Origin of the sequence: Streptomyces sp. NEAU-W12 (genome assembly GCF_026242095.1) — a bacterium.
In the GTDB taxonomy this organism is placed as follows: Bacteria; Actinomycetota; Actinomycetes; order Streptomycetales; family Streptomycetaceae; genus Streptomyces.
Genome location: NZ_JAPJDM010000035.1, coordinates 1 through 22,128, shown reverse-complemented (window position 1 = coordinate 22,128; position 22,128 = coordinate 1). Strand labels below are relative to the sequence as shown.

13 protein-coding genes and 2 pseudogenes are annotated in these 22,128 nt (G+C 70.3%); 3 read left to right on the top strand and 12 right to left on the bottom strand.

The features are described 5' to 3' along the window. Positions 1-734: 734 nt before the first annotated feature. Positions 735-2,225, bottom strand: coding sequence for an AAA family ATPase (locus ORI94_RS32010; protein WP_416237938.1), 1,491 nt, complete (start codon positions 2,223-2,225; stop codon positions 735-737). A 119-nt stretch (positions 2,226-2,344) separates the two neighbouring features. Here ORI94_RS32010 and ORI94_RS32005 point away from each other — a divergent pair, with 119 nt between their 5' ends. Further along, a complete protein-coding gene (locus ORI94_RS32005) occupies positions 2,345-2,569 on the top strand; it encodes a hypothetical protein (protein ID WP_266082112.1) in 225 nt (74 codons plus the stop codon). Here the strand turns inward: ORI94_RS32005 and ORI94_RS32000 are convergent. The 7 genes from ORI94_RS32000 to ORI94_RS35420 form a co-directional block, all read right to left on the bottom strand. Continuing rightward, positions 2,547-3,089, bottom strand: a complete 543-nt coding sequence (locus tag ORI94_RS32000; protein WP_266082110.1) for an amidase family protein — start codon at positions 3,087-3,089, stop codon at positions 2,547-2,549. The genes ORI94_RS32005 and ORI94_RS32000 overlap by 23 nt on opposite strands. Before the next feature lie 306 nt (positions 3,090-3,395). Beyond that, a complete protein-coding gene (locus ORI94_RS31995; protein ID WP_266082107.1) occupies positions 3,396-3,821 on the bottom strand; it encodes an OsmC family peroxiredoxin in 426 nt (141 codons plus the stop codon). Positions 3,822-4,258: 437 nt separating this feature from the next. Then, positions 4,259-4,930, bottom strand: a complete 672-nt coding sequence (locus tag ORI94_RS31990; protein WP_266082172.1) for a response regulator — start codon at positions 4,928-4,930, stop codon at positions 4,259-4,261. Between the two features lie 150 nt (positions 4,931-5,080). Then, positions 5,081-7,153, bottom strand: a complete 2,073-nt coding sequence (locus ORI94_RS31985; RefSeq protein ID WP_266082105.1) for a sensor histidine kinase — start codon at positions 7,151-7,153, stop codon at positions 5,081-5,083. Positions 7,154-7,386: 233 nt separating this feature from the next. Next, positions 7,387-7,671, bottom strand: coding sequence for an Atu4866 domain-containing protein (locus ORI94_RS31980; RefSeq protein ID WP_266082170.1), 285 nt, complete (start codon positions 7,669-7,671; stop codon positions 7,387-7,389). A gap of 200 nt (positions 7,672-7,871) precedes the next feature. Further along, the gene (locus tag ORI94_RS31975; RefSeq protein WP_266082103.1) at positions 7,872-8,729 is read right to left on the bottom strand and encodes a helix-turn-helix transcriptional regulator; all 858 of its coding nucleotides are present in this window, start codon (positions 8,727-8,729) and stop codon (positions 7,872-7,874) included. A gap of 222 nt (positions 8,730-8,951) precedes the next feature. After that, entirely contained in the window at positions 8,952-10,418 is a 1,467-nt protein-coding gene (locus tag ORI94_RS35420; RefSeq protein WP_323056109.1) for an HD domain-containing phosphohydrolase, read from the bottom strand. Between the two features lie 346 nt (positions 10,419-10,764). Between ORI94_RS35420 and ORI94_RS31960 the strand changes: the two genes are divergently transcribed. Then, entirely contained in the window at positions 10,765-11,121 is a 357-nt protein-coding gene (locus ORI94_RS31960) for a nuclear transport factor 2 family protein (protein WP_266082101.1), read from the top strand. Here ORI94_RS31960 and ORI94_RS31955 read toward each other — a convergent pair. Then, positions 11,048-11,603, bottom strand: a pseudogene (locus ORI94_RS31955) (IS110 family transposase); the annotation flags it as partial. The gene ORI94_RS31960 and the pseudogene ORI94_RS31955 sit on opposite strands and share 74 nt — an antisense overlap. 210 nt (positions 11,604-11,813) lie before the next feature. On the opposite strand from ORI94_RS31955, the gene ORI94_RS31950 reads away from it, so the two are divergent. Continuing rightward, positions 11,814-12,659: an SDR family oxidoreductase gene (locus ORI94_RS31950; RefSeq protein WP_266082099.1), complete on the top strand. Its 846-nt coding sequence runs from the start codon at positions 11,814-11,816 to the stop codon at positions 12,657-12,659. A 76-nt stretch (positions 12,660-12,735) separates the two neighbouring features. On the opposite strand, the pseudogene ORI94_RS31945 reads toward ORI94_RS31950, so the two are convergent. The 3 genes and pseudogenes from ORI94_RS31945 to ORI94_RS31935 form a co-directional block, all read right to left on the bottom strand. Further along, a pseudogene (locus tag ORI94_RS31945) lies at positions 12,736-12,902 on the bottom strand (ATP-binding protein); the annotation flags it as partial. A gap of 66 nt (positions 12,903-12,968) precedes the next feature. Further along, the gene (locus ORI94_RS31940; protein ID WP_266082095.1) at positions 12,969-14,438 is read right to left on the bottom strand and encodes a flavin-containing monooxygenase; all 1,470 of its coding nucleotides are present in this window, start codon (positions 14,436-14,438) and stop codon (positions 12,969-12,971) included. Then, on the bottom strand, positions 14,435-21,625 hold the full coding sequence (locus ORI94_RS31935) for a type I polyketide synthase (protein ID WP_266082093.1): 7,191 nt from the start codon (positions 21,623-21,625) through the stop codon (positions 14,435-14,437). Before ORI94_RS31935 ends, ORI94_RS31940 begins: the two co-directional genes overlap by 4 nt. Positions 21,626-22,128: the final 503 nt, after the last annotated feature.

The following is a 22,128-nucleotide window of genomic DNA, read 5'->3' as shown; positions in this document are numbered from 1 at the left end:
CCCCCCCCGCGGGGGGGCCCCCCCCCCCGGGGGGGGGGGCCCCCCCCCCCACGCCTGCCCCGCACACCCCGCGCACCTGCCAAAATCGCAGGTCGGGTGCTGTCACGAGCGGGCTCAACGAGCACAACACGCTCAACATGATGTGCTTCGAAAAACAGGTCGAGGACACCTGTCCACCCTTGAGCGACCTAGGAAAACCCCAGGTCATGGCCCCTTTGCCGCAGGCTCGAGGATCGCCACGCACTCCACATGATGCGTCATCGGAAAGGTGTCGGCCTGAACGGGTCCCAGAAAAGCCCTGGTCAGAGCCGGTTTCTCGACTCATCGTCCTTCGTGCAGACGCCCAGAGCGTCAAACGAGCGTCAAGGCCGAGAGTCCGTCCTGTTCAGGGCTGATTGAGCAGACTGCGGCAACCAGCTCGCCCGGGGATCCGCCCCCGCTCGCTCCGGACGCCGGCTCGCACATCATGACCCGCACCACCTCTCCGGCCGCCATAATGGAGTCACGCTCTCCAGCCCACACCACCCCACACCCACCCCGAGGGACGTCCCGGGCTCTGATCCGTCACTTGGCTTCTCCTCCTTGCTGGGCGGATCATCCGTTGTCTTTACAGTCCCGGCTGGCTGTTCATCGGCATCGGCCGCGCCTGGCAGCCCACGGTCCGCCGCTGCTGTGCGAGGGCGCACCCCACCACGCCGCCGAGTTCGCCGTTGTCATTGCGACAGGAGTGGTGGCTACCCGACCCCATAGAGAGTCGCCAGATCAACCAGGAGCAGATCGTCGCGGCCGGCCGCGGAGTCGATCAGGTCCGGGTAGAACCCGTGCAGGGAGAACAGGGCCAGGGTGGTGCCCGTGGTGTCGTACCCCTGGTCGGCAAGCAGGGTACGGATGCGTTCCAGGCGTTGCAGGTCGCCGGTGCCGCGGCGGGCAGCGGTGGCTTTGGCCTCGCCGAGGAGGGCGATCCGGGCCCGGGGGGCCTGCGGGCGCTCGCCCAGGGCCAGGGCGATGACGTCCACCTCGTGCTTGGTGCGGGCCCCGGGGTCCGCCACTTCGGTGGTACCGACCGGACCGGGCAGGCCGCCGGGAAGCAGGGTGTGGGCGTAGCGGCGCGTGAAGGTACGGGCGAGGTCCTCGAAGTGGGGGCCGAGGATCTTGGAGTTGAAGGTCGGCGCGGCGGCCTGCCACGCCTCCTCGGCGAAACCCTCTTCAACGGTGGCCGCCTGCGGCAGGGTGATCAGCTGGTTGAAGCGGATGACGGGGTCGGCCAGCGTGATGACGGGATGGCGGGGACGCAGGATGTCCTGCTCGCGCCGGATGTAGCCGGTGGACTCCAGGACGTCGAGCGGGTGGGTGACTGCGTTGCGCTGGCGTTCCAGGGCCGCGCCGATCCTGGTGGGGGTGGTGGCACCCTGGGCGATCGCCGTAAGGATGTCGTAGTAGAGGGTGTGCTGGGTGATCCGCGGATCCTCGCGCAGCAGATACTCCGTCTCCGTTCGCGAGTACACCGCCCGCCCCGGGTCCAGGAGCGTCCGCGTGAGCCAGGAGACGAAGCCGTCGTCCGGGTGCGGGCGGGCAGCCACCGGCCGGTAACCGGGAGCGCCGCCGAGGACGGCGTCCACCTGCAGGGCGGTCAGCGGGTCGCCGATCTGCCAGAAGGCACGGCAGGCCCGGTAGTCGAAGGCCCCCAGCCTCAGATCGATCACCGCACGGCCGCGCAACGGCTTCGTTCCCGACAGCAGTTCGTGCATGACGCTCATCGCGGACCCACACAGGATCACCCGCGCTCCGGGGCCGGCCCCGGTGCCCCGCTGGCGCTCGTCGTAGAGCTGCTGAAGCAGGCCCGGGATCTCGGGAGAGTGCTGGAGGAGATACGGCAACTCGTCGATCACCAGCAGCGGAGTCTGTGAACGCACGGTGACATCGAGGGCGTTGGACAGAACCTCACGCCAGTCGGTCAACCGCAGCGTGCCGGGCCGCAGACCCGCGTGAGCCGCGATGGCATCGCTGAACCGCCGCATCGCCGGCAGCCGCCCCTCCTCCCGCACCGCGGTGACGTACAGACCCCCGACCCGCTCCGACAACGCCTGCAGAAGATACGACTTCCCGTGCCGCCGACGCCCCGACACGATCCCCAGACGCATCGCCGGATCAGGATCCGTGACGAACTCGGTCAGCAAACCCCACTCCCGATCACGGTCGACCACGTCCTCGGGCTTGGCAAGCATGCTCTCGTGCACCGGAACTCTCCACCAACCTAGATCGACCACGACGTGTCCAAGTCTACTTAGACAGAATCGGTCTAACCCGACGTGAGCTTGTTCTGCTTTGACGGACACCGCTGAAGATGCTGCGCTTCGTCGAGCACGGTCACGCCGTACACATGGTCCCTGTCCTGGACGACGGTGTAGCGGTGGACACCCCGGAGGATCTGGCGCGAGCCGAGCGCCTCTTCAACCAGTACGGTGGAGCGGTCCTCACGCGTGGCACCGCAGGGCGGTCGCCTGCCGACGATGAAGGCGCCGTCGCCTACAGCGGCGACGCAGAGGTCATCCGCTCCGTGGTGCGATGACGCCCTCGGCCGTCCCTTTGAGCAGGGGTGCCAGGCGCTCGGCCAGCGCGAGCAAGCTCCGGTCCGCATAGGCCGGGCCTACGAGCGGCACACCGATCGGGAGTCCCTCGGCGCCGCGCGCAAAAGGCATGACCAAGCTGGGCAGACCGACGTGGCTGGTGAGGTTGGCCCAACCGGTCTGGTCGAAGAAGCTCCGCTCGACGCCATCGACCATGAGGGAGCGGCTCCCGGCCGGGATCGCCGCAGTGGGAGCGACGGGCGTAATGAGGACGTCGTACTGGCCGTCGGCGAAGAACCGGTGCCACGTCTGCTGGAGCCGGAGGCGCTCCTCGTTGGCGCGGAGCCAGGCGCAGTGTGTCTGCGTTCGGTGGCGGAGGACGGCGGCTCGTGGGCTCGCGTCGTCCATGTGCAGGTCACGGGCGGCGCCGAGTTCGGCCGCGCCGGCGTCGTCGTCGGTGGTGGCCGTAGTGGTGGCGTGGAGGAGCTGCTCGAAGAGGCGGCAGTACGTCAGCTGCGTCATGCACCCGGGCTGAGACCTCGCACCACCCCACCACCACACGCCAGAACACGACCCGAACCGCCACACGGCACCGGCCACCACGACAACACGATCAGCCACACCCAAACGACCGGGCCCGGCCACCCGGCCGCAGCACACACCTGTGCGGCGCCGAGCCCGTCCCTGTGCGCCGGTCTGCGTGACCGCTCCGTGCCCGGGCACAGGCCGTGCCCGCCCTGGCGGCGCTCAAGCCAAGGGGTACCGCGCGCCTCCGCGGCGCGCGGTACCCCTGGAGACACAGGGTCCGGTAGAGACTTGGGGTCCGGTTCAGACGAGCTTGGCCGAGAGCGTGATCGTCGTGCCCGCCAGGGCCTTGCTGACCGGGCAGTTGATCTTGGCGTCCTGCGCCGCGGCGACGAACGCGTCGTTGTCGATGCCGGAGACGGTGCCCTCGACGGTGAGGTGGATGCCGGTGACGCCCTCGCCGGGCTGGAACGTCACGTCGGCGGAGACGACGAGCCCGGTGGGCGGGGTGCCCGCTTCTTCGAGGCCGTGCGACAGTGCCATGGAGAAGCAACTGGAGTGGGCCGCGGCGATCAGCTCCTCCGGGCTGGTCCTTCCGTTCGCCTGCTCGGCGCGCGACGGCCACGACACCGGCCGGTAACCGGTGCCGGAGGAGTCGAAGGTGACGATGCCGCCTCCGGTGAGCAGGCCGCCTTCCCAGACGGTGTGTGCTGAGCGCGTGGTTGCCACGATGGGTCCTTTTCTCTTGCGGTGCGTAGAGGGGAGCAACGGGGAGCCCGGTGTTCCGGCCGCGGCCGGGCGATCGGGTCCGTGCTCCACCTCTACAGATTCTGTTGGAGAACCGACCTGCGGACATCGGCTGATCGACCTATGTCGCTGGTCTACCCGCCTCGACGGGGAACGTCGTGAACCACAGGTGCGCACCGGGCCGGAGGCGGTGGGAAACCGCGCGCCCCGCATGTTCGCGGGCAGCACGTCACCGCCCGAACCAGGGCGGCTCTACGGCGGTGGCCCCACGATCCCGCGTCGGCCTGCGGGTGGTCGCCCCGCTTCGTGGGCGGCATGTCGGTCGTGCCGGGCTCACGTCCCGCTCGGCGCCACCGTGCGCCGGGCGGGACGGACAGCGCTACGATCCCGCCGCCGCGCGGACGTGCGGCCCGCGCTCCTCAGTCGGCCTGCGTCCCCGACGGACGGATCAGTCCGCTCTCGTAGGCGAAGATGGTCGCCTGGACGCGGTCCCGCAGAGCCAGTTTGCTGAGTACCGCGCTCACATGCACTTTCACCGTGCCCACGGTCAGCTCCAGACGCGCTCCGATCTCCGCGTTGCTCAAGCCCGTGGCCACCAGCACCAGGATCTCGCGTTCGCGGTGGGTGAGGCGGTCCAGGACTTCGGCCACGTTCGCATGGACAGGGGCGCCGTGGGCGAAGGCCGCTATCAGGCGTCGCGTGACCGCGGGCGCGAGCACGCCGTCGCCGGAGGCGACGATCCGTATCGCGGACAGCAGGTCGTCCGGCTCGGAATCCTTGAGCAGGAAGCCGGAGGCTCCGGCACGCAGCGCTTCGTAGACATAGGCGTCGAGGTCGAACGTGGTGAGCACCAGGACTCTGGTACCGCCGCTGTGACGTGTGATCAGCCGGGTGGCCGTCAGCCCGTCCATGCCGGGCATTCGGATGTCCATCAGCACCAGGTCGGGAGCGAGTTCGGCGGCCATGGACACCGCCGTGTCCCCCTCCGCGGCCTCGCCGACCACGACCATGTCGTCCTCGGCGCCCAGGATCGCCACGAAGCCCGCGCGAACGATCGCCTGATCGTCCACGACCAGCAGACGAATACTGATGGCGCTTCTCCTTGCCTTGTCCGTGCCGGGTTCACCGCTCTCGCACATCCTCCCACGGAGGTAGTGCGCAGGGCATAGCGAGTCGGCTCACCCTCAGCGGGCAAGCCGGAAGGCGGTCACCCGCACAGTGGCGCATCGCGCCGGCTCCTCCTATGTGCGAAAAGCGCCCTGCGCGGCGGTTCCCCGAGGCACCGTGGGCGCCTTGCCCGCGTCGAGGCTCCCGAGCAGTCGACGCATGGTGGCCAGCGCCGCCCTCGACGCGGCGGCGACGTCGTCCAGGCTGCCCGCCTCCGCCGAGGAGATCACCCGGGTCGTCTGCTGGAACACCGTCTCCTGCAGACCGCCGGCGACCCGCTGCCGCTCGCTGTGGATCCGCTCCCTCGCTTGCGCCAACAGGGCCGTGAGCGCCGCGTCCTGGCTGCTCAGTTCCCGCCTGCGGCGCCTGTGCATCAGCCACCCCGCTCCCCACACGGCCGTGAAGCCCAGGCCGAGAAAGACGAACAGCACGACGAGAGTGAAGAACCCGTAGAGCAAAAGCGCGGGAAGAGAGACGATCGGCTCGCCGAGCAGCGTTCCGTCGGCGGCCAGGGTGGCTGCCATCGAGATCCCGAACGCGAGGGTCGCCGCGGGGACCGACAGGTACGACAGCCGCGAACCGGACGGGTACGTCACAGGTGACGCCGGGGGCCCGGCATGCAGGGCGGCGGGCGCGGTCGCGGGTCTCAGGGCTCGGCCGTAGGCCGCCACGGCATAGACGGCGGCCAGCTCGACGACTCCGCCACCCACGAGGAAGGCCGCGCCGGACGGCGGCAGCACATTGCCGCGGAGCAGCACCGGCCATACCAGGGCAGTGGCCCCGACCGCCGCGAGGACCAGCCAGGGAGCACGCCGTCGCCACAACAGCGGCAGCGCGTGAACGGTCAGGACCAGCGCGAGCAGCAGGCACACCTGGACTCCGTGACCGGCGTTCCTCGCGTTCATCAGGGCGACGCTCCACGACAGCACGGCGGCCGAGCCGAAGACCGCCCCGTCCGCGATCCGCTGCTCGCGGGTGAAGTCGCGCCGCCGTCCCCCGACCGGCCGCCGTGCGGGCGGGGCGTCGGGGAGCAGGGCCTCCACGCGCCAGCCCCCGCCGGGGCGGGGCCCCGCGGACAACTGCCCTCCGACGGCAGCGGCGCGCTGACGCATCCCCGCCACTCCGCGGCCGGAGCCGAGGCCCAGCTTGTCGCCGCCGGTGCCGCCGGGTGGCTTGCCGTTGTCGACGGTCAGCCGCAGGACGTCCCCGGCCCGCTCCGCCCGGACGCCGACCGAGGCGCCCGGTGCGTAGCGCAGGGCGTTGGTCAGCGCCTCCCGGACGATGCCGTGGACCGCCTCCGCCGTGGGGCCGGCGAGGTCGGCGGGCAGCGAGACGGAGATGGGACGGCCCAGTTTGCCGAAGCCGGCGATCAGGGCCTCGATCGGAGCGGTCATCGAGGCGGGAGCCGGTGTGCCGCCCACGTGCATGACCTCCACGAGACGCCGCAGCGCGGACTGGGTCTCGCGGGCCGTGCGGCTCGCGAACGCGAGCGCTTCGGCGCCCAGTTCGGGTCTTTTTTCACCGAGCCTGCGGGCGGCCTCGACGGACACCACGACCGAGGTGAGGTGATGCGCGCTGATGTCGTGCAACTCCTGCGCCAGCCGCTCCCGTTCCGTATCGGCGGCCTGCGCGCGCTCCTGCGCGGCGCGGGCCAGTCGTTCTTCCACCGCCTGCCGTTCCCGCAGCCGGTGCCGGCGGCCCGCGCCGAGAGCCGACACCATCAGGTAGAGGCCGACGGCGATGAGCCAGTCGGAGAAGGAGACGCCGTCGAAGCCATGCCGTACGGCCATCGGCAGGGGCTGGACGACTGCCGCGGTGACGGTCGCGCCCAGAGCGACGGTCCAGTCGCTCACAGTGGTGACGGAGAAGATCGCCATCAGGACCGCCAGCCCGGGTATCAGGCCCAGCATGTCGGGAATTGTCAGAATCTGCCCCAGCACCGACACCGCGAGAATCGCGCCCAGAGCGGCGAGCGGCGTCCGGTCGCGTCGTGCGAGCGCCGCGACTGTCAACACCGTGGCGGAGCAAGCGGTGATCCACGCGAGTGTGCTCGGCGGCTCCTCCAGTGTCGGGACCGTGAGAAGCATCAGCACCGTGTGCACGACCGCGAACAGGGTCGGCGAAAGCCGGTGTCGGGGCATCCCCATCGACGCGAGTGCGGAGACGGCCGCGGGGACGCGGGCCGGCGGGCTCCCGTTCGCGGCGAGCCGCGAACTGCCTGCCCAGCGGCCTGTCACGTTCCCGAGCCGGCCGGACGGCGCCGCGGCCGCGTCCTCATGAGGTCCCGCCGAAGCGGTTGCGGCAGCGGTGAGCCGCACCGGCCCGTCCGGACTCCCTGCCGTCAGGCATGTGCTCGGTCCCCGCCCCGAGGGGTTGTCCTTCAGCGTCGTCCCTCCCCGCTCCGTTCGCGCGCGTCGCCGCCCTCGCGATGGAAAATGTAGCCCCCATGGTGCAGTACGTCTCCGTCGAACGTCCCGTCCGCTGTGAACCCGGTGTCGTCCACGTACTCGATCCGGGTCCCGAAGACCCGGTAGGAGCCCGTGTAAGCGCTCTCCCGGTCTCCGCGGGCCTCGTCGTAGCGGCCGTTCGCGAGCAGTTCCTGGCGGATGTGCCCGTCGGCCGTCACCCACATTCCGACGTACGGGTGCGGTGAGGCGTCCGTCACCTCTGCCTGGCGCGTCCGCGGTGTCGCGACGGGCGGTGGTGTCGCGGTGGACGGGGGCTGTGGCCGGCCGCGCTGTGCGGCCTCGTCGGAGACCGGGGGTCTCCCGCCGTCCGGTACTGCGGCGCAGGCGGTCAGACCTCCCGCGATGAGGACGGGGACACAGATGACACAGGCCAGGGCTCGGGAGCGGGCCCGCGCCTTCACGTGATCCGTTTCGGCGAGTCTTCCTGGTGCCCGGAACGGGTGGTCGCCGCCAGCGAGCCGAGCAGGCGCAGCGCGTCCGCGGTCCGGGTGCCCTCCTGGGCGTGGTAGACGACCAACTGCTGTCCCGGGGCGGAGCGTACGTCGAAGGTCTGCATGCGCAGGGTGAGCTCGCCGACGTCGGGATGCAGCAGAACCTTCGCGGCGTCGCTCTTGCCCCGTGCGTCCCGCCTCTGCCAGAGGTCGGCGAACTCGCGGCTGTTCTCCGTGACGGTCCGCAGCACCTCGTGGATCCGCGGGTCGTTCGGCCGGGCGCCCTCCAGGAAGCGGAATCCCGCGACCGCGTTGGCGGCGGCCTTGTCCCAGTCCGCGTGGAACGAGCGGACCGACGGGTCGAGGAACATGGCGAGCAGCAGGTTCCTGCCGGGTTCGAGGTGGGGGAAGACGGCCCGTCCCAGCGTGTTCATGGCCAGGACGTCGTACGCCCGCCCCAGGAGCAGGGCCGGCGTGCGGTCCCACAGTTCGGCCATCGTCAGCAGCTGGGGATCGGCCCGCTCGATGCTGCCCTCGTGGCGCGGGAGCGGGGTCATGCCCGCGATCCGGTAGAGGTGCAGCCGGCCGTCGTTGTCCAGCAGCAGCGCGTCACTCAGGGCGTCCAGGACCTGGGTGGACGGGCGTCGCTCACGGCCCTGCTCCAGTCGCAGGTAGTAGTCGACGCTGATGCGGGCCAGCATCGCGACTTCTTCACGGCGCAGACCGGGGACGCGTCGACGCCCGTCCTGGGGCAGACCGACGTCCGACGGCGTCACCTGCGCGCGCCGACCCTGCAGGTAGTCGCCCAGTTTCGAGGTTGTCATGTCGGTCAGGTTAGGCTCCCGAGCGGCTGGGAGCCTGGTCCCAGTGCCCCCAGGGTGGATCCGTTCCTCTGCCGTGTCCCACCCTGTCCAGGCGTCCGAGCCCCGTGGGCCGGCGCGAGCCGGGGGTCCACAGGACGCGCATCCTGACGGGCGCGGACGGACCGACTCCGGTGACCGGCGCTCCAGCCGCCGGTGCCCACGACCGCGAAGGCCGGTCGGCGGTCAGGGCAGGAGCTGCTGCTCCATGGCGAAGACAGCCACCCCGGCCCGGGTCCGCCGCCCGGTCTTGTCGTAGATGTGCCCGAGGTGATGGCCCACGGTGCGGCTCGATATGGACAGCTCGGCGCCTATCTGCTGGTTGGTCAGTCCACGGGCGGCCAGTCGCAGTACCTCGACCTCCCGCGCCGTGAGCCCGGCCGGGCAGCGGGGCCGGGACTGCCGTGAACCCGCCGCCCGGAGCACGAGGTCGCAGGCGACACGGTCCAGGGCGCCGGAATCCGCCTCGCGCGTCAGGTGTCCGGCGGCTTCGTCGACGGTGAGGGCCTCCCGATGCGCACGCGGTTCGGTCAGTGCGGCGAACACGTCGGCGGCGGCGAGGATGCGGGCCGAGGGAGAGGTACGGGTCCCGAAGTCACCGCGGTGATAGCCACTGCCGTCGAGGCGCTCGTGGTGTGCGGCGGCGATCGGTGCCAGCTCGGCGAGCCCGGGCACGCGCTCCAGCACACGCTGGGTCCAGTACGTGTGCATCCTCACCCGCTCCATGTCGGCGGTGCTCAACGGTCCCGCCCGGTCCCACACGTCGGCGGAGATCCCGGCCCGCCCCAGATCGTGCAGCAGAGCCGCGCAACGCAGCCGGGTCACCTCGTCGGCGCCGAGGCCCCCCAGCCGGCCGGCACTCTCCGCCAGCCGCGCGACGTGCTCGCTGTGTCCGACCAGCCACGTGCCCTTGAGGTCGACGAACCTGCCGAGAACCGCGCACAGGCCGGAGATCTCCCCGGCGGACACCCTGACGTACGGGGGCGGTTCGACGGCCACCGCGGAGGCGACGGCGTCGGGCTCACGAAGCGGGGCGAGCAGCTTCGCGGCGTCGGCCGCGAACGCACGGGCCAGGTCGGGGTCCAGGTGGCCGCCGGCGCGCCTGACCACCGCCGAGACGGCGGCCGGTTCACCACCCTTCGCATGGGCCAGGACAGCCTGCTCGGCCACGTGGACGACCCGGGCGGCGAAGGACAGGTCCTCACCCGCGGTTCCGAGGGGAATGCCCTGTCCGTCCCATCGCTCGTACACGTCGTCCAACGCCGTGAGGGTCCGCGGCAGTACGCCGAGACCCGAACCGAGAGCCCGACTGGCCTCGCAGCCGTTGCGCATGGCCTCCACACCGACCGTGGGCAGCACCTCGGTCAGTGTGTCCGTCAACCGCTGTGCGCTCTCGCGCGTCCAGCCCCCGAGCCGGAGCAACTGCTCGGCCAAAGGCGCGTCGTCACCCGGGTCGAGGTGCTTCAGCGCGCTCTGGAACGCCACCTCGTCGCCGAAGACCCCCGCGAGCTCGGGAGCGTAGGACGTGCAGCCGACCGAGCGCAGCAGCGCCGTCTCGTAGACCGCCCGGCAGGTCTCCCGGTCGCCCGCCAGGACGTCTCGGGCGAACACCGTGGCGACGACGCAGGTGCGCAGCCCCTTCTCGAAGGTCATGCCCGCGGCCAAGTCGCTTGTCAGGGAAAGCGCAGCCAGCACCTCGGCCAACCGAATGTCTTCCACCGCCCCAGCGTAACCGTCCCTCTCCCGTGTCCCGGACATGTCCGCACCCTGCTCCTCACGCGCGGGACGCGCGTCGGCGGCCGCGACACGAGGAGCGGACTCCCTCCGAGGGGGTGGACCAGCGACATAGGTCGATCAGCCGATGTCCGCGGGCCCGTTCTCGAGGAGGGTTTACGCAGACGGGCGCGAGCTCGGCCGCAACGCCCGGAACCCGCGTTCCGGGCCGCCGCGGGCTGCCGGGATGCGCCGGCCGCCCATCGACACAGCACGGAGACACCACATGACCACGCACCAGCACGACGAACAGACCGCCACAGGGTGTGCGGTGGTGGAGGCGTTGCACAGCTCCCTCGCCCAGGGCGACGTCCCCGCGCTGCTCGCGGGACTCGACGAGCGCATCGAATGGGTCGTCCCGCCGGGTCTGCACTACGGAGGCACGTACCGGGGACGCGAGCAGATACCCGAGAACGTGTTCTCCCGATTCGCCACCGAGTGGCAGGACTTCACCGTAGCGCCCGCGGGAACCATGCAGGCCGGGGACCGCGGCATCGTACTCGGCCACTGCCGGTCAGGTCACCCGCGACGGCGACAGGCCCAGCGTCCAGAATCGGGCCCGTTCCGGGCATGGACTCGATGATCTCGGCACGGTCGGCGGTGCGGAAAGTCTCGCGGACCTCCCGGTCGCTGTCCTTGATCCGCTCGTCCGAAGCCGGAAAGCTGGTGGGCGAGGTCGCAGACCAGCTTCGCGGCCCGCTTCTTCGTACCGGCGCGTCCTGGCCTGGTCAGCAAGGACCCGCGCGTCCTTCGCGTCGGTCTTTCCCTCGCCTTTGCAGGCACTGGTCATCCGGTTGACGGTGCGCCCGGGCACGTAGACCACGCTCTGGCCGTGCGTGGCCGGCAAGGCCGGCAGCGGAGTGGATGCCCGACCGGAGATGTCCACCGTCCACCGCACTGGTCGGCCCGCTCCCGGACGGTCTCGATGAGCGTGAGGATCCGGGCCTCATCGCTGACCACTCTCGTCGAGAACAGCGTCTCCCCGTCGGCGTTGACCGCTACCGCCCGGTGATGCCCCTCGCCGGCGTCGATGCCGACCCGTGTCCGTCTGCCGGACGCGCTCACGCTCGTCGCTCCGTTCCACCGTGACCAGCGCTTCCGTGCCCCGAAGAACACTTCGCCGACAGGTCCCCGAACAGCGCTGACCGCAGTTCCCGATCAGTGGCCGGAACATACCGGAGGACCGGGCGGCCATTCCTTTCGAGCCATCAACGGAAAACACCCATCAGCTGTACCCGGTCCTCCCGGACCGCCTCACATCCACAGGGAACACTCATGAGCAAGGTTGTTTTCATCACCGGTGCAGGACGCGGTCTGGGCAGGAACATCGCCCGCGAAGCCCTCTCAGTCGGCCATCAGGTCGTCGCCACGGGCCGCCGCACTGAGGACATCGAGAAGACCCTGGGCGGGCCGCAGGACAACCTGCTGGTCACCACGTTGGACATCACCAGCTTGGAGGATGCTCAAACAGCCACGGAAGCGTCGCTCGACCGCTTCGGCCGCATCGACGTCCTGGTCAACAATGCCGGGGATTTCTTCCCCGGCTACTTTGAGGAAATCTCGCCTGCCCAACTGCGTCAGCAGATCGAGACCAACCTTTTCGGACCCATGAACGTCACCCGCGCCATTCTGCCCGCGATGCGTCAGCAACGTGCCGGCCACGTCATCACCATCACCTCGGCCCTCGGCGTGAGTGGTATGGAGTTCACTGCGGCCTATACCGCATCCAAATTCGGTGTGGAGGGCTGGATGGAGGCCCTGCGTTACGACGTGGCCCCCTACGGTATCCGCACCACAGTCGTGGAACCCGGCTTCTTCCGGACCGACTTGCTCGCGGATGGCTCCAGGGTCTGGCCCGAGCTGTCCATCGAAGACTACGCCCCGCGCACCGCCCTGATGACCGAGACGTGGAAGAGCCTGAACGGCAAGCAACCCGGCGACCCCGCCAAGCTCGCCCGGGCTTTGCTGACGATTGCCGACCAGGACGAACCGCCGCTGCGCTTCGTCGCCGGCGCGGACGCCCTGGATGCCGTCCAGAGCAAGGCCCGGGCACTGCTGGCACAGACGGAGGAATCCCTCGGGCAGGCCGGCCATTTGACGCTCGGATCCACCGAGGTCTGACCTCGATCGTTCACACGCCCGGAGTGTCCTCGTACTCTCCGATGCGACCGGGCCGGTACGACTACGTGACCAGTGGTCAGGTCATGCCGGTTTCCCGTTCGATGGCCCTGAGGCGGTCCTTGAGTCGGTGGCCGGGGCCCCGTTGATCGGGACGACGTCGCAGTGGCGCAGGTGCCGGTCGAGGATCGCGGTGGCGAGGACCTCGCCACCGAACACCTGACCTCATTCACTGAAGGTCTTGTTCACCGCCCCCTCGGCAGAGGCGCACGCGGCCTCGACGCACCGGCGTTGTACTCCGGCGGACATGACCTACCGCTGGAACTCGTAATCCTCCTTGCGCACCCTCCGTAGCCGCCACCGATACGCCCACGTCGAGTCCGGCCACAGGACCGTCCCCGCGGCCGAGTCCGACGCGTACTGACTCCGGCAGCCGCCCACGGCCCACACCGTGCGGTCGTACCGCGCGCGTACGGCGCCCTGGAAGTCTTGTTCGGCGGCCGGGCGTACGTCGAGGGCTCGTGCGCGGGAGGAGCGGACGGCTCGCATGGCTCGTATGACGTAGCGAGCCTGGGCCTCGATGTTCTGTACTGCGCCGGTGTAGGGGACGAAACCGTTGGGGCCCAGGAGGAGGAACATGTTGGGGAAGCCCGATACGGCGACGCCGTTGTAGGCGCTCATGCCGGTGCGGTGCCAGGTGTCCTTCAGCAGGCGTCCACCGGTTCCTTCGATGTGTATCCGGTTGAAGGAACCTGCCAGGTCGAAGCCGGTCGCGTAGATGATCACGTCGGTTTCGTGGTCTGCGCCGGTCTCGTCCACGACTGCCTGGGGGCGTAGGGCGACCGGGCTGCCGGAGACCACCTGGACGTGAGGGGCGTTGAGGGACCGGTAGTAGTCGTTGGACAGCAGCACCCGTTTGCACCCGAAGCGGTAGGCCGGGGTGAGCCTCCGGCGTAGGTCCGGGTCGTCGATGTGTTCGTCGATCTGGTGGCGTACCACGTCCTCCGCCACCCTCAGCGCGTCCGGGCGGTGGTGGAAACCGATGCCTCGCTTCTCACGGGCCACGTCAATGCGTAGTCGGTGCAGGGCCAGTGCCCACGGCAGAGCGCGGAAGAGTTTCTTGCGCCAGGCAGGATGCGGGGTGTCCAGTTTGGGCAGCACCCAGGCCGGTGTACGTTGAAAGACCGTCAGCCGGGCCGCCCGCGCCGCCACTTCGGGGATGATCTGGACACCGGAGGCACCCGTTCCCACGACCGTCACGTGCTTGCCCGTGAGGTCGACATCATGGTTCCAGCCTGATGAGTGCCACACCGCTCCGGTGAACTCGTCCGACCCCGGCAGCGCCGGCGTCAGCGGCATGTGCAGGCCCCCCACGCCGAGGATCAGGAAGCGGCTGACGTATGCCGTCCCGTCCGCCGTCGTCACCGTCCATCTGCCCGTTGTCGTCTCCCAGCGGGCGCCCGTCACGTCGGTGCCGAAGCGGATGTGCGGCAGCAGCCCGCGTCGCTCGGCCATCCTGTGCAGGTAGGCGAGGATCTCGGGTTGCCTGGCGTAGGTGGAACTCCAGCCCGGGTTGCGCTCGAACGAGTACGAGTACAGGTGGGACTCGACGTCGCACGAAGCGCCCGGATAAGTGCTGTAGCGCCATGTTCCGCCGAGGCCGTCCGCCTTTTCCAGGACGACGAAGTCCAACGTGGACTTGCTCAACTCCACCGCCTGGCACAGGCCCGACATACCCGCACCGATGATCACCGCATCCGTGTGGACGCTCTGACCCGTCATACCCGGCCATCCAGGAACTCGCCGATCCGGGACCACAGTTCGGGCCAGTCCTCGCCTGCGTGCTCGTTGTCGTGGCCCAGACCGGGAACGGTCACCAGACGTGCGGGGAGGCCCAGCTGACGCGCTCGCTCGGCCAGCTCCTCCGCCTGCGATACGGGTACCACCTCGTCGGCATCGCCGTGCACGAGCAATAGCGGTGTCCTGACCGCGTCCAAGGAGCGCAGGGGCTGACGTCGCGGGTCGGCGAAGTAGGCGCGGATCTCGTCGGGGCTGACATCGGAGTGGGACGGGAGCAGGGTGCCGGGGTCCGACGTTTCCGCCTCGACCAGCCGCGCCGGGTCGTACAGGCCCATGATGAGGACCGCGCGCTGCCACAGTGAGGGTTCGCGGGCCAGCGCCAGGAGGGCGGAGTACGCGCCCCGGCTGGTGCCCAGGATGTTCAGCCGTGTGGCGTCGACCTGCGGCAGGTCGGCGAGGTACTGGGCCGCCGCCACGACATCGTCGATGTCCCCGCCGCCCATCTCGCCCCGGGCCGCGTACTCGTCGCCGTGGCCCGGAGCTCCGCGCTGGTCGACGGTGAGGACGGCGAAGCCGGCGGCGTGCAGGGGAGCGTGTTCGCTGACGCCCGCGTACCTGCCCTTGTCGTCCAGCGCTCCACCAGCGCCGGAGGTGCACACGACCACCGCCGGGTGGGGTCCTGGTCCTGCGGGGACGCTGAGGTGGCCGTGGACGGTGAGGCCGTCGGCCGACGGAAAGGTGTGCGCGCTGAGGCGCTCCTGTGGGCGGAAGCTGTCCGTCGGCTCCTTCTCCAGTTCCTCGGCCAGCAGGGCGGCCAGCCGGTCCACCGACAGATCGCGCAGGAGCCGTACCGCCGGGATCGATACCCCGAGGTTGTTCTGGAGCAGCACCCGCAGCTCGACGCCGGTCAGCGAGTCGATGTCCACCGTCTGCTGATCGCGGAGTTGTTCCTGGGACAGTCCTGTCACCCGGTGCAGCAGGGGTACGAGATGTTCGGCGAGGAGGTGCAGGCGTTCGTCTCCTGTGACCTGCCGCAGGCGACGCGGCACCGATGACTCGCCTTGGCTCTCCCGCCCGCTTTCGGGCACCAGCGAGCGGAGGGCCGGCAGTGACGCCAGCTGGGGGTTGGCCTGTGCCCAGCTCTGCCAGTCGACGATGGCCACCGATGCCTCGACGGGCCGCGTGCGGAGCAGAGTGTCCAGTTCGGCCGTCCATTGGGCGGGCGTCAGTCCGATGTGGCCGTTGCGGCGCAGGATGTTTCCGACGATTCCGTTCCGGCTGACCGCCACGCCGACCGTGTCGATCATGCCCCAGCCCACGCTGGTCGCGGGCAGCCCACGGGAGTGGCGGTGGCGGGCCAGGCCGTTGAGGAACTCGTTGGCGGTCGCGTATGCGCCCGCCGCCGCCGCGCCGAGTTGCGCGGCGATCGAGGAGAAGAGCAGGAAGAAGTCGAGGCCGTCGTCCGTCTGCGTCTGGAGGTGCAGGTTCCAGGCGCCGTCCGCCTTCGGACGGGTCGCCGCGAGGAGCCGCGGCGGGTTCGTGTCCGCGAGCACCACGTCGTCGAAGTCCGCTGCCGCGTGCAGGATCCCGCGCAGCGGCGGGAGTTCGGCGCGTAGCTGGGCGAACAGCTGCGTCACCGTGGCACGGTCGGCAATGTCGGCCTTCTCGACACGTACCTCGACGCCCCGAGCGATCAGATCGCCTACCACCTGCTCGGCCTCTTCGTTGGCTGCGCCGTTACGGCCCAGGAGGACGAGGTGGCGCGCGCCCTGCTCCGCGAGCCACTCGGCCGCCACAAGTCCCAGGCCGCCGAGGCCGCCGGTGATCAGGTAGGTGCCGTCGTGCCGGACGGGGGGCGTGGCCTCGGAGGCGGAGGACGTAGCGGCCGCCAGGGAGGCCGCCGGTACGGTCACCGACTCCCGGCCGACGCTCACGACCGTCTTGCCGATGCGATCGCGTCCCGCCATCGACCGGAACGCCTCGTCCACCTGTCCGGCGGGCACCGAGGTGACCGGCGGCAGCTCGAACTCGCCCCGTTCGCACAACTCGGCCATCTCACGCATGCACGTATGGACGGCCTCGGGGTCCAGCAGCATCATCCGGTCGTAGTCGAACGCGTGGAACGACAGTGCCCGGTGGAAGTGTGCCAGCCGCAGGGCGTGGTCGGCTGCGATGTCTGCCTTGCCCAGCTCTACGAACCTGCCGAACGAGCGCAGCAGCCCCAGGCTCTTCTGGAGCATCTCGCCGGCCAGCGCGTTGAGGACTACGTCCACGCCCTCGCCGTCGGTCATGCGCAGGATGTCGTCGGCGAAGGACGTCGAGCGCGAGTCGGCGACGCCTGCCACTCCCTCGCCACGCAGGAACTCCCTGCGGTCCTCGCTGCCCGCCGTCGCGTAGACCTCGGCACCCAGCGTCTTGGCGATGCGTACTGCCGCCAGGCCCACCCCGCCGGTCGCCGAATGGATCAGGACCCGTTCCCCCTCGCGTACCCGGGCCAGCCGTACGAGGGACTGGTGCGCGGTGATCACGGGCAGCAGGGAGGCTGCCTGGGCCGGTGAGAGTGCCGACGGTTTCTTGGCCACGCGGACGGCGTCGACCGTCACGTGGGAGGAGAACAGGTCCCTGGCGTGGACGAAGACCTCGTCGCCGACGCGTAGTGCTGCGGCTGCGTCCGAGACTGCGTCGCCGACCCGGACCACTGTGCCCGAGCACTCAAGACCGAGGGTGTCCTGCGAGTAGCTGCCCTCCCTCGCCGCGGGTGCCAGCAGGCCGGTCGCCTTCAGCACGTCCTTGAAGTTGAGGCCCACATGGGAGACAGCGATCTCCACTTGGTCCCGGCCGGGCGCACGGCGGTCCGTCGCCGCGAAGCGCAGGCCGTCCAGCCCGGGGCCGTCGGTGTTCAGATGTACCGGTGTCTGTTCGGTGCGCACCGTCACGTGGTGCAGCGGGGAGCGGTCACCGGAGTGCTCAAGGCGGCGTACGTACCGGTCGGCTCCACGTAGTGCCACCTCGTCCAGGCCGTCGTGGGTCAGTTCGTCCACGAGCACGGCAACGGAGGAACCGTCATAGGTGCCTGACGTGTCCGCGCCGATGTCGATCAGACGGCAGCGCAGCTCGGGCCGCTCCGCGCCGATCACCCTGCCGAGACCCCACAGGGACGCGGCGAACGGGTTGCTCGTGGCGTCGTCCCCGTTCACACTCTGGGCACCCGCCGTCACCAGGAACAGCCGCGTGGCGGAGTGCGAGGCCGGGAGGGCGTGCACCAGCCGCAGCGGGTCGGCGACGGGGAAGCACGCCGAGGCGTCGTCGCCCTGCGCCAGGGGGTTCACGTAGATCACTCCGCGGTTGGACGGCACGTGTGAGACGTGCGCGGCCACCCGCTCCGGCCAGCCGCCCCCGTCGCCCTCGTCCGGTGAGACGTGGACAGCCGTGCCGCCCCGCGCCTCCAGTTCCTGAACGAGTCCTGCGACGTCCTGGGCCCCGCCGACGACGATCCAGGTGCCGTCAACGCCGCCCGCCGCTTCGAGGGGACGAGGCAGCCAGACGTGCTCGTAGTACCTCTCCGGTAGGCCCGTGCCTTCCTCCGACCGGCCGTCGGCCATGCGCTGGGCGCGCAGTCCGAAGACCTCCGCGACCACCTCGCCGTCGTCGGTGACCAGGGTGAGGTCGCACTCGATACGTCCCTCGACCGTGCTGCGGCGGTCACGCCCGTGTACCCACAGTCGTTCACCCGGCGCCCGGTGGAAGCGGAATTCGGCGATGCCGGCCGGAACGAACGTGGCTCCCGCGACCTCGTCGGCCGAACGCAGCGCCCCGGCGATCATGGCCTGCAGGGCGGCGTCGAGAAGCGCCGGGTGCAGGCGGTACCCCTCGGTGTCGACGGTGCCGGTGCGCAGCTCCGCGAAGATCTCTCCGGTCGCCTCCCTGTGCCAGACACCTTCGACGGCCCGGAACGCCGGACCGTACTCCAGACCGGTGTCGTCCAGCCGGGCGTAGATCTCGTCGCGGTCCCAGCGCGGAAGACCTGCTGTCAGTTCCGCCAGGTTCCCGGTTCGGGGCTCGGGTGCCCGGGGGCGGATGAGTTCGGGGCGTCGCAGCCGCGCGTGGAGCGTCCACGGTTCGTCGGCGCGTGCCCTGGAGTGAAGCGTGACCAGCCGGCTCTCCGGGTCGTAAGCCGTGCGCAGTGTCGTGACGACCTGTGGCGAAAGGATCAGCGGACGCTGGAGGACGACGTTCTCGAAGGAGACCGGGGTCTCGTCGGGGAACAGCGCCAGCGCCGCTTCGAGATATCCCGAGCCGGGGAAGACCACGGTCTGTCCGATGCGGTGGTCGGGCAGGTACGGGAACTCGGCCGTGGACAACTGGACGTCCCGGACCGGCGTGGGGGCCTGGACTCCTCGGCCCGCCAGCCGGGGGCCGTCACCGCCCAGCCGCGCCTCCCTTCCGGCCGCCGACTCGTTCCAGTGGTGGTCCCGCTGCCAGGGGTAACGGGGCAGATCGAGGTGATCGCGCGTGCCGGGGTGCACCTGCTCCCAGTCGGGTTCGACGCCCGCCGTGTACAGGGTGCCGAGAGCTTCCAGGAGTTGCCGCCGCTGTGGCCGGTCCCGTCGGAGTGAGGCCACCCGTACCAGCTCGCGGCCGCGTCCGGACAGTGCCTCGTCGATCGCCGTGGCCAGTACGGGGTGCGGGCCGACCTCCACGACAGCGCTGGTCCCGAGCACCGACAGGCGGCTCACGGCGTCGGCGAACCGGACCGGCCGGCGTACGTTCCGCCACCAGTACTCCGCGTCCAGTTCGGTCCCGTCGACCCGGTCACCCGTCACGGTCGACACCAGCGGAACCTTCGTCCCATGGGGCCGGATGTCACGGAGGGCGGCAAGCAGCGGCTCCCGGATCTCGTCCATCTGGTGGCTGTGGTACGCCACCTCGACCCGCAACCGCTTCACCGAGGCGCCCATGGCCTCAAGGCGTGCGGTGACCTCGTCCATGGCACCCGCGTCGCCCGCGAGAGTGGTCGCGGTCGCGCTGTTGACCGCGGCGACGCCCACTCCTGTCGGCAGGTGAGGCCGGAGCTTCTCCTCCGGCATGTCCACGGCAGCCATCACTCCGCGGCCGGCGAGGCGTGCCTGGAGGCTGGCGCGGTGGTACGAGATCGTCAGTGCGTCGTCGAGCGAGTACACGCCCGCGGCGTAGGCGGCGGCCACCTCCCCGACGCTGTGCCCGACGATGGCCGCGGGCTCGACGCCCCACTCCCGCCACACCGCGGTGAGTCCTGCCTGTACGACGAAGTTGGCGACCTGTGCGTACAGCGTCTGCGTCAGTCGTGAATCAGGCTCGGGGCGCAGTAGCTCGGCGCGTATCGACAGGCCGAAGCGCGCCAGTATCTCGTCACACGCGGTGACGGTCTCGTCGAACCGCGCCGACGTACGCAGGAGTTCACCGCCCATGCCCCACCACTGCGGGCCCATACCGGTGTAGACGAACGCCACATCGGGCCGGGCGGAGGGGCGGGGACCGGCCTCCCGCTGCTGCCTCAGTTGCTCAGCGGCCCGCGTCGGGCCGTCGGCGACGACAAAGGTGCGAAGAGGATGGTGCTGGCGCCGGGTCGCGGCGGCCCGTGAGATCCGGCGCAGGGACGGCGCGCCTGGCCGCTCCAGCAACTCCGCGTACTGGTCGGCGAGGGCGTGCAGGGCCTTGGGGCTGCGGGCGGAGAGGGGAAGCAGGCAGGGAGTGCCGTCGTCGTCCGCGGCAAGGGCCTCGCCGTCCGTCCCCTCGGTCGCGAAGGAGGTGGCGGAAGCAGTGGGAGCCTGCTCCAGGACGGCGTGCGCGTTGGTGCCACCGAACCCGAAGGAGTTCACTCCGGCCCGGCGCGGCCCGTCCCAGGCAGGGAAGGCGACTTCCTCGGTGGGCACGCGCAGCGGCACGGAGTCGAACGGTATCTTCGGGTTCGGCTTCTCGAAGTGCAGGTTGGGGGGTATGAGTCCGCGTTCGAGGCAAAGCACCGCCTTGATCACGCCGGCCACTCCGGCCGCCGCCTCGGTGTGCCCGAAGTTGGACTTCACCGACCCGATCCAGTGAGTACGGTCCGAGTCGCTGAGTACGCTGCCGATGGCGGTCACCTCGATGGGGTCGCCCACGGCGGTACCCGTACCGTGGGCCTCGTAGTACCCGATCGACGTGGGGTCGACATCGCCGGCGGCGCACGCCTGGCGGACAACCGCCCGCTGCGCGTCGACGCTGGGAACGGTGATACCCGGCGTGCGGCCGTCCTGGTTCACGGCGGTGCCGCGCACCACCGCGTAGACACGGTCGCCGTCCCGCTCTGCGGCGGCCAGCGACTTGAGTACGAGGATTCCCGCGCCCTCACCGCGCGCATAGCCGTTGGCACGGTGGTCGAAGGACTTGCAACGCGCGTCGGGAGAGAGGAACTGGCCCTTCGACATGAGCATCGTGGTGACCGGATTGGTCATTACGTTGACCCCTCCGGCCACGGCCATGTCGCACTCACCGCGGGACACGGCGACGCAGGCGTGGTGGAACGCCACCAGGGAGGACGAGCAGGCGGTGTCCATCGTCAGGGAAGGGCCGCGCCAGTCGAAAACGTACGACAGCCTCGCAGCCAGCATGGTCATGCTGACCCCCGTCGGTGTGGACGTACTGATCAGGTCACGTTCGCCGACGCCGAGCTGGGCTGTCGCCGCGTCGAAGGTGAAGCCCCCGACATAGCTCCCGACGCCGGTTCCGGCGGTCCGCTCCGGCGCCAGTCCCGCGTCCTCGAACGCCTCCCAGGCGACTTCGAGCAGCAGCCTCTGCTGGGGGTCCAGCGCGGCGGCTTCCCTCGGCGGCATGGCGAAGAAGCCCGCGTCGAACCGGTCGACGGGCGACTGCAGGAAGCCGCCCTGCCGTACGGTCATCCGCCCCGGTGTTGCAGGGTCGGCGTCGTAGAAGGCGTCCGCGTTCCAGCGGTCCTGCGGCACGTCGACGATCGCGTCGGTCCTGGATACCAGCAGCTCCCAGAAGCTGCGCGGGTCGCAGACGCCACCGGGGAAACGGCACCCGATACCGACGATCGCCACGGGTTCCAGCCTGGGCGCCCCACCCTTGGAGTACGTCCCTCGCCTGGCGGCCACACTGGCTGTGTCCGGTGCCTGGGTGATCGACTGGCCCATGAATCATCCTCCGCGGCTGTCCTGGTGCAAGATCACGCTTCGTCGACCTTGCCGCCCAAGCACCACCTCGACGTCGTTGTTGCCGGAGATGATTCTTGAGACGTTGGGAATCTGGGGCTGTGGCGCCCGTGCCGCCGCCAGGTGGGCGGCGGCACGGGTGCGCGCCCGGCCGTCAGGGGGAGTCGGGCCGACCGCAATGAGGCTTTCCGCATACAAGGCGGAGCCTCCACCGCTGAGAACGGCACCGGACAGCAACCGGTTCACACCCCCCAGAAGTTCTCCGGCTGCAGCACCACGGCGCCCCCGCACACCCCCGATGCCCTACGGCCCCGCAAGTCGGCCGACCCCGCTCTGCTCCTCACGCGCGGGACGCGCGTCGGCGGCCGCGACACGAGGAGCGGACTCCCTCCGAGGGGGTGGACCAGCGACATAGGTCGATCAGCCGATGTCCGCGGGCCCGTTCTCGAGGAGGGTTTACGCAGACGGGCGCGAGCTCGGCCGCA